The 7318-nt window shown below is 52.2% G+C and carries 6 protein-coding genes; 1 reads left to right on the forward strand and 5 read right to left on the reverse strand.

The window, feature by feature from the left end:
- Positions 1-241: 241 nt before the first annotated feature.
- The 5 genes from AC0AP0_RS06790 to AC0AP0_RS06810 form a co-directional block, all read right to left on the reverse strand.
- Complete coding sequence (locus tag AC0AP0_RS06790) at positions 242-1309, reverse strand: 2,3-butanediol dehydrogenase (protein ID WP_490429839.1); 1068 nt, start codon at positions 1307-1309, stop codon at positions 242-244.
- Between the two features lie 208 nt (positions 1310-1517).
- Complete coding sequence (locus AC0AP0_RS06795; protein ID WP_490429845.1) at positions 1518-2402, reverse strand: carbohydrate ABC transporter permease; 885 nt, start codon at positions 2400-2402, stop codon at positions 1518-1520.
- 33 nt (positions 2403-2435) lie between these two features.
- Positions 2436-3374 (reverse strand): carbohydrate ABC transporter permease, encoded by a 939-nt coding sequence (locus tag AC0AP0_RS06800; RefSeq protein ID WP_490429840.1) that lies wholly within the window; start codon positions 3372-3374, stop codon positions 2436-2438.
- Positions 3375-3483: 109 nt separating this feature from the next.
- Positions 3484-4788 (reverse strand): ABC transporter substrate-binding protein, encoded by a 1305-nt coding sequence (locus AC0AP0_RS06805; RefSeq protein ID WP_490429841.1) that lies wholly within the window; start codon positions 4786-4788, stop codon positions 3484-3486.
- A 177-nt stretch (positions 4789-4965) separates the two neighbouring features.
- The gene (locus AC0AP0_RS06810) at positions 4966-6006 is read right to left on the reverse strand and encodes a LacI family DNA-binding transcriptional regulator (protein ID WP_490429842.1); all 1041 of its coding nucleotides are present in this window, start codon (positions 6004-6006) and stop codon (positions 4966-4968) included.
- A gap of 729 nt (positions 6007-6735) precedes the next feature.
- Here AC0AP0_RS06810 and AC0AP0_RS06815 point away from each other — a divergent pair.
- Positions 6736-7318: gluzincin family metallopeptidase (locus AC0AP0_RS06815; protein WP_490429844.1), on the forward strand; the 583-nt coding region annotated here is incomplete at its 3' end.

Consider the following 7318-nt stretch of genomic DNA (forward strand, 5'->3'; position numbering starts at 1 on the left):
GATGCCATGTCCAAGGGAACCACCGGCACCTACCAGCTCCAGCAGATGATGCGCCGCACCCTGGGCGGCTGGATCTCCCGCAAGTTGCACCGCAGGCCCATGATCGTGCCCGTGGTGGCCGACATCGCCACCGACGTGCAGCCGCAGGACTGACCCGTCGCTGCATGCGTACTGATGCCGAAGGCTCCGGTCGCCCAGATGGACGGCCGGAGCCTTCAGTGTTATCAGTAGACAGTAGCGCTTACATGCTCACGATGATCTTGACGTGGTTTTCCGCGTCCTCACGCAGCTGGCGGAAGCCTTTGTCCACGATGTCCTCGACCTTGATCCGGTCGGTGATGAAGGTGGACAGGTCGATGTTCCGGTCATGGATGAGCTTGATGGCATCGGCATGATCGTTGGCGTATCCCATGGTGCCTCTGATGAACTTCTCTCCGAAGCCCAGCTCCTTGGTCAGGTTCAGCGTGATGGGCTTGCCATGCAGGGCCACGACCATGAGTCCGCCAGTGGCCTTCAAGGCCTCCAAAAGCTGGTGGTCAACAGGTTCGGCTCCTGCTGCATCGAAGACCAGGTCAGCCCCGGCTTCGTCGGTCTCGTGGCGGACCCTCTCCACCAGGTCCTCATTGCTGGGATCGACCACGATGTCGGCCGAATGCGACTGCAGGGCCTTCTCCTTGCGGGCTGTGGAGAGTTCGGACATGATCACCCGGACTCCCTTTGCGCGCAGAATGGTGCCGATGAGCAATCCCACTGGTCCGGCGCCGCCGACCACTGCGGTCTGTCCTTCGCGGGGTTCCATGGCGCGGATGGCGTGATGGGCCACGGCGAAGGGCTCGATCATGGCAGCCTGATCCAGGGGGATGCCGCCCACGGGGAAGACATGCTCTGCCGGAACCACGATATGCTCGCTGAGTCCGCCGCCGCCTCCGTTGATACCGATACCGGCCAGCTTGTCGCAGTCATTGTAGTTGCCAGCCTTGCAGGCCGGGCATTCGCCACATGCGATTTCGGCCTCGACGACCACCGAGTCGCCCACCTTCATATCCGTGTGCACGTCGTCGGCGATGGCCTCGACGGTACCCGAGATCTCATGGCCGAAGACTACCGGTAGGGTCTCTCCCGTGAGCGGATGGGGATGGTCGGGCGAATTCCCGCCTCCGTTGACTGCTCCGTCGTAGTAAAGATGAACATCTGAACCGCAAATGCCAGTGAAAGCGGGGTGGATCTTAATGGTTCCCGGTTTGAGCTCAGGCTCGGGAATGTCCTCCAGACGTACATCCTCCTTGCCGTAGTACATCAATGCTCTCATAGCGTATATCTTCTCTGATATGCGTGTATGCCCTGCATGGACGAAGTTGAATACCCAAACATGACACATCCCTGCGGGCGGGTGAAGCTCTCTCGTTGGAGACCGCCCGATTCTCATATTACCGCTGATACGCTGCCGCAGTAAAGGGAGTTTTGGGACGGTTCCCGATGAGGGGGATCGTCCCAAAATGCAACAGAAGAAGCGTCGTCTACTTGACTGCGCCTGCTACGATCCCTTGGTTGAGCTTGCGCTGGAAGATCACGTAGAAGATGATGGTTGGGATGATGCTGAGCAGTGAAGCTGCAGCCAGGGAAGTAGCATCCATGGTGTGCTGTCCTTGAATGGTGGCCAAGGCCAGAGGGACGGTTTGCACTGAGTCGTCCATAAGGAAAGCCATGGGAATCATGTACTCGTTCCAGGTCCATACGAAGAAGAACACGAACAGTACGCTGATGGTTGGCCACGAGATGGGAAGGACGATCTTGCTCAGCACCTGTCGGCGGTTGGCGCCATCTATGGAGGCTGCTTCAAGAATGGCTTGTGGGAAAGTGCCATATACCGCCGAGAGAAGATAGGTGCCGTATGCGCTCTGAATCACGGTGAAAATGATGATTATGGAGAGCTGAGTGTTGTAGAGACCGATGTCTTTAAAGACAGTATAGAGCGGATAGAGCAAGGACTCTTGAGGCAGCATATTGGCCAGCATGATCAAGAGTATGATCCACCGGTTACCTTTGACGCGCCCGATGCCCAGGGCGAACGAGTTGAGAACCGAGAGCACAACCCCCATCACTGCGACTACAAGAGAGATGACCAAGCTGTTGACAAATTTCATGGGGAAGTTGCTGCTGACCCAGAAAGATGTGATGCCGCTCATTGTCGGGTGCGCTGGAAGAGAGAGCGGCCCTGTTGCGTTATAGTCTCCGATGGTCTTAAAGGCATTCATGGCTAAGATGAGCAGAGGGAAGAGCATGATGACCGCGCCCAGAACAAGGAGGATCAGAGCCACCCAGTTGCCCCAACTACGAATATGCTTGCTTTTCTTGTCATTGGATGTGATTGGAAGTCTGGAGCCTGACTGTTCGGTTACCATTTCCGCATTTGCTTGTGTCATGGTTTCCCCTCTCTAGTCCATGTTCTTTTCGACGCGTCCCTGAATCAGGGTGAACACGATAGAAAAGACGATAATCACAATGGTCAGGGCTGTGGAGATTGCAGCACCGTAACCCACTTGATGAAGTTGGAAGAACTGATTGTAGGAGTAGTAGGAAGGCACAATGGTGCTTGTGCCGGGTCCGCCCTTGGTCAGCAGGTAGACTGGCCCGAAGGTTTTCAAGGCTCCAATGGTGGCGGTCAGAATGACTACCAGGAGTTCTGGGATAATGGATGGGAGGGTTACTACTCTGAACTTCTGCCACCAGTTGGCCCCATCTAGGCTGGCGGCTTCGTAGAGTTCGGGGTCAACGCGCTGCAGCCCGGACATGAAAATGACAATTGGGTAGCCCAGCTGTATCCAGATCAAGATGAACATGAGTACGGGCAATGCGCTGCCTGGGTCTCCCAGCCAGTTGTGCTGGAGACCGCCAAGTCCTATCTTTTCAAGGACTGCATTGAAAGCGCCGTCGTCCGGCCGGAAGATCCAGCCCATAATGATGGAAGCCACTGCCACTGGAAGCAACTGGGGTAGATAGTAGAGCGCCCGGATGAAAGAGGCACTGCCGGAGTTGAACTTTTTCTGAATCACATCTGTCAGGACAGATGAAATAAGTAGACCCAAAATGGTGGGGATGACGACTATTGCCACGATGATCCAGAAAGAGTTGATGAATGATTTCCAGAAAGTCGCGTCGCTGATTAGCCGTTGCCAGTTGTGCAGGCCCACGAATCGAACCGGACCGACACCACGCCAGCGTGTAAAGCTGAGGTAAATATTCCAGATGAAGGGAACAATGATGATTACGGCCAAGGACAATATTCCTGGAATCAGATAGGGAATGAACTTAGTCGATTTGTTGCCGGGCAGTCTTGACGCTGTCGACTGTTTACTGCTAGCGCCTTGGGACATGGCAGCCTCCCGATCTCCTTATTAGCTAGTTGGTATTGGAAGGATGGACGGTGCTTTCCGAACATGACAAGCACCGTCCAGCCCAGATAATGATTGGATTGCGTGGAGCCTAGTCCTTGACGTCCATGTCTTTGACGCCTGAAGTATAGGCATCCTTGATGGCGTTCAGGGTTTGATCCGGGTTCTTGGTGCCGTTGACAAGCTCCTGGAAAGCAGCCGGTATGGCATCAGTCAGATTAGCGGCAGGATAGTCAGGGTAATAGGAGAGTGCGTTCTTCTTGGAGAACTTTGCATACTCCTCAGCCATGGCTTTGTTCTTGGGGTTGTCGATGCTGCCGTTATCCGCTGCCACAGGAATTCCCCCATGCTTGGCGATCCCATTCTGCTCTTTTTTGGAGAGTACGAGATCAATCAGTTGGGCGGCTAACTCCTTATGCTTGCTCTTTTCGGGAATAGTCAGCAGATTGCCGGTGCATCCTTGAGCGAATTTAGAACCAGGCAGGATAGAACCATCCCAGTCAAATTTGATTTGCTCCTCAAAACGGCCTTGATCCCAGGTGCCGGTTTGGTAGATCGGGTACTCGCCTTTGATGAAGGAAACAGTGGTATCTTCCCCTTTTAGACCAGTGGCATTGCGGGAGATGTAACCCTTGTTGAGCCAGTCATTCAGGGTTTCTGTAGCGTATGTAAGAGATTCGTCCTTCCAATTTACCGGGTGCTTGTACATTTGCCAATCCTGGATGAAACCTTTGTCGGCCTTAGTTGAAACCAGTTGCCACCAGAGCCACATCACACCGAATTCGCCAGCGTCAGCAGCAATCGGTGTCACCCCGGCATCTTTAAATTTTTGGCAGGCTTCTTCAAACTCTGCCATAGTGGTAGGCTCTTTGATATTGTACTTTTTGAACATGTCTTTGTTGTAGAACACGCGTTGATACTCGGCGTAGTTAGGGGCACCGTACCAGGTATCGCCACCCATGACTCCTTTATCGTCATACTTGGCCATAGATGCATCAGCAGGGGTTACTCTTTTGTCCCATCCGTACTTCTTGACATAGGGACTTAGGTCTGTCAGGAGGCCCATAGAGGATAGCATCCCAGCGCTGCCGTTGCCTCTGTTGGATTCCATGATGTCTGGAGCTTGGTCCGAATTCAGAAACTGGCTGCTATTTTGAGCTATCTGAGCGAAGGACTTCACTTCAAATTTAACTTTAACCCCGGTCTTCTTGGTGAAATCGGCAGCTGCTTGCTTCCAAGCTATGGTTTGGGCGGAGGTTTCCTTATCATAGTGCCAGAACGAGATGCTCTCAGGTTTTTCCTCTTCCTGCTGGCTCCCATTGCTGCCGCAAGCAGTCAGGGTGGCTACCGCTGACGTGGCAACTAGTATCGTAGCCAGTGCTTTTCTTATTTTCATCTTTCTCTTTCCCTTATTCTCGCGTGAATGCATTGATTCAAATATTGAAACGTTTCGATAGTGAAACATCTATTATCTGTTTTGTTCACTTAGATTGCGCTACTGATGGATTTCGGTTTGAAGTATAACGAGCATCGTTGCTTCGCCTTTTATTGCTTGCATAATCATAGTTTTATGTCATATTGAACCTCCATTCTGCAAAGATCTCATGTTGGCCAAGGATCCACGGTCGACTAACTCTGGCGGGAAAAGACGAACCAAGCCCCTAATGTCGCGTTTTTTCTCTATAGCTTCGCGAAGTAGATGCACAGCTTCTGTACAAAGCCGACTTGGGGTGAGTGGCATTTCACTGATGGGCAGTCGAATTAATTTTTTTTCTAACGTGGTTCCGCAGGAGAGAATAGAGCAGTCATTAGGAACGGAAATTCCGGCATTTTCCATGGAATCAAGCACTGCGTTGAGTACATCCGATCCAGACTGGTTGATGAGGGCTGTGGGATGCGCCGGACTTCTGAGAATGGTTTGGGTAAACTGATCGGCATCGAAGTTGTTGTAATCCACGGGTCCTGATTCAACTAACTTAATGCCTAAGCGTTCGGTCTCTTGAAAAAGGGCTCTATAGAAAAGAATCATATACCCGGCTCCACGCTTATAACCATCTTCCGGTCCTCTAAGGAAGGCGATAGACCGGTGGCCTAGGTCGTAGAGAGTGCGAGCGGCCTTCTGCCCCATCTTAGTGAAATTGATGTCGATGCAAGCGCAGTCTTGATGCTCCATTGGGTAACCGATGGCCACGCATGGTTTGTTGTACTTGTTAGCTAGGGCAGCGCGTAAGTCGTGGTGTTTCAAATCAAGGAGAATCACTCCTTCGACTAAGTTGCTGCCTGTCACTCGCTGAATGTCGAATACCGCATCTTCACTGGTCAGCATGAGTACGTCGTACCCAGCATCTTTTGCCCGCTTGGCTGTTTCCAGGAAATATGTATTGTATTGGTCCTGGTTCATGCCATCGTGAATAGGTCCGCTTAAGGCGAGGATCCGGTTATGCCCCCCTCGCAAGCCCTGCGCGCTAGCATCAGGTATGTAGCCGAGTCTATCTGCAGCTTGCCGAACTTTTTCAGCCGTTTTCGGAGAAATGGTACGTTTGCCGGAAAAGACATATGAGACCGTGCTTACTGATACGTTAGCTAGTTGAGCTACGTCTTTTATGCCAGGCATCTTCACCTCTAAAGATCCGTCGAAACGTTTCAACCACCGACGATAGCATACTTAATTCATGTGGTCAATAATGGTCAGATTGTGTTTTGAGGAATGCAGGATAGATCAATCGCATACCAGTTCAGTGGAGTTGCCAACTGTAACATTCCGCGCTGCTAAACAATTTTATACGTATAATTTACCCGATCGGTGTCTACTCGACTGTCAGTATTTTTTCACCAGGTATTTTTCAAAGATTTGATCCAGTTGCCAAATCCTTGCACTTTTAGTTGCAGTTGAGAGATTGATGTATTTAGTGAGATTTCAAGATCTCATTATGAAGCTTGAACCAGATGATATGAGCAAATTAATTGATACAGGTGAGTAAGAAATAGCCCTAGCAGGATCTCAGACTGATGAATCCTGACCAGCGAGGATCGTATCGAGAAGTTCAAGTTTTAACCTCAATGTTCTTTTGAGCGTACAGGAGTTCATCTATATACAGAAGACCCTTTCAGTCAACAAAGTCAAAACTATGCCTTTCCTGAAGTTTCTTACTTTAAGCAGGTTTAAAGTGACGATACTCAACGATGCTTAAGGATCAGTAATTAGTTTCTGATGCGCTGTTTCTCGCTCGATACGGTTAGCTAAACTTGTTCTGCATGAGCAGTGATTGGCTCGGGGGAGCCTCGGCCCCCTTGTCGGTCCGTACGCCTAGCGGAACCAACCGGATAATAAGGAAAGGAACCTATGCCTGGAGCAAATTTGACTCGTGTGGAAGCCGAAGAGCGAGCCGTCGTCGTATCCAATGTCAGCTACAAGGTCAATCTTGACCTGACCAAGGGGCCTGCCACCTTCCCCTCCACAGCTTTGATCGACTTTGATGCTCGGCCGGGGGAGTCCACCTTTGTGGATCTGATCGCCGACCAGATCAGCCTGATCGAGCTCAACGGCCGGCGTCTGGACCCGGCCCTGGCCTTCCGGGACGACCGGATTGAGCTTAACGACCTGCGTGAGCACAACCAGCTGCGGGTGGAGGCCCTCTGCCGGTATTCACGCACAGGCGAGGGTCTGCATCGTAGCGTGGATCCCTCGGATGGCAACGTCTACCTCTACTCCCAGTTCGAGGTACCCGACGCCCGCAGGGTCTATGCTGTTTTCGACCAGCCGGACATCAAGGCCGTCTTCGACTTCACCGTGGATGCCCCCGCATCCTGGACGGTTCTGTCCAACATGCCTCCCGCCTCCCATCAGGACCTGGACAGCCGCACCGCCGAGGGAACCCTGGAGGGCGGCCGCACCGAGGGCGTGACCCGTTGGGTCTTCCAGACCA

It is taken from the genome of Bifidobacterium sp. POST2/T3 (B1), from assembly GCF_058197115.1.

What these genes read in the sequence shown, in the direction of transcription:
- AC0AP0_RS06790 (WP_490429839.1), bottom strand. Translation starts at nt 1,309, where the DNA reads ATGAGAGCATTGATGTACTACGGCAAGGAGGATGTACGTCTGGAGGAC.
- AC0AP0_RS06795 (WP_490429845.1), bottom strand. Translation starts at nt 2,402, where the DNA reads ATGGTAACCGAACAGTCAGGCTCCAGACTTCCAATCACATCCAATGAC.
- AC0AP0_RS06800 (WP_490429840.1), bottom strand. Translation starts at nt 3,374, where the DNA reads ATGTCCCAAGGCGCTAGCAGTAAACAGTCGACAGCGTCAAGACTGCCC.
- AC0AP0_RS06805 (WP_490429841.1), bottom strand. Translation starts at nt 4,788, where the DNA reads ATGAAAATAAGAAAAGCACTGGCTACGATACTAGTTGCCACGTCAGCG.
- AC0AP0_RS06810 (WP_490429842.1), bottom strand. Translation starts at nt 6,006, where the DNA reads ATGCCTGGCATAAAAGACGTAGCTCAACTAGCTAACGTATCAGTAAGC.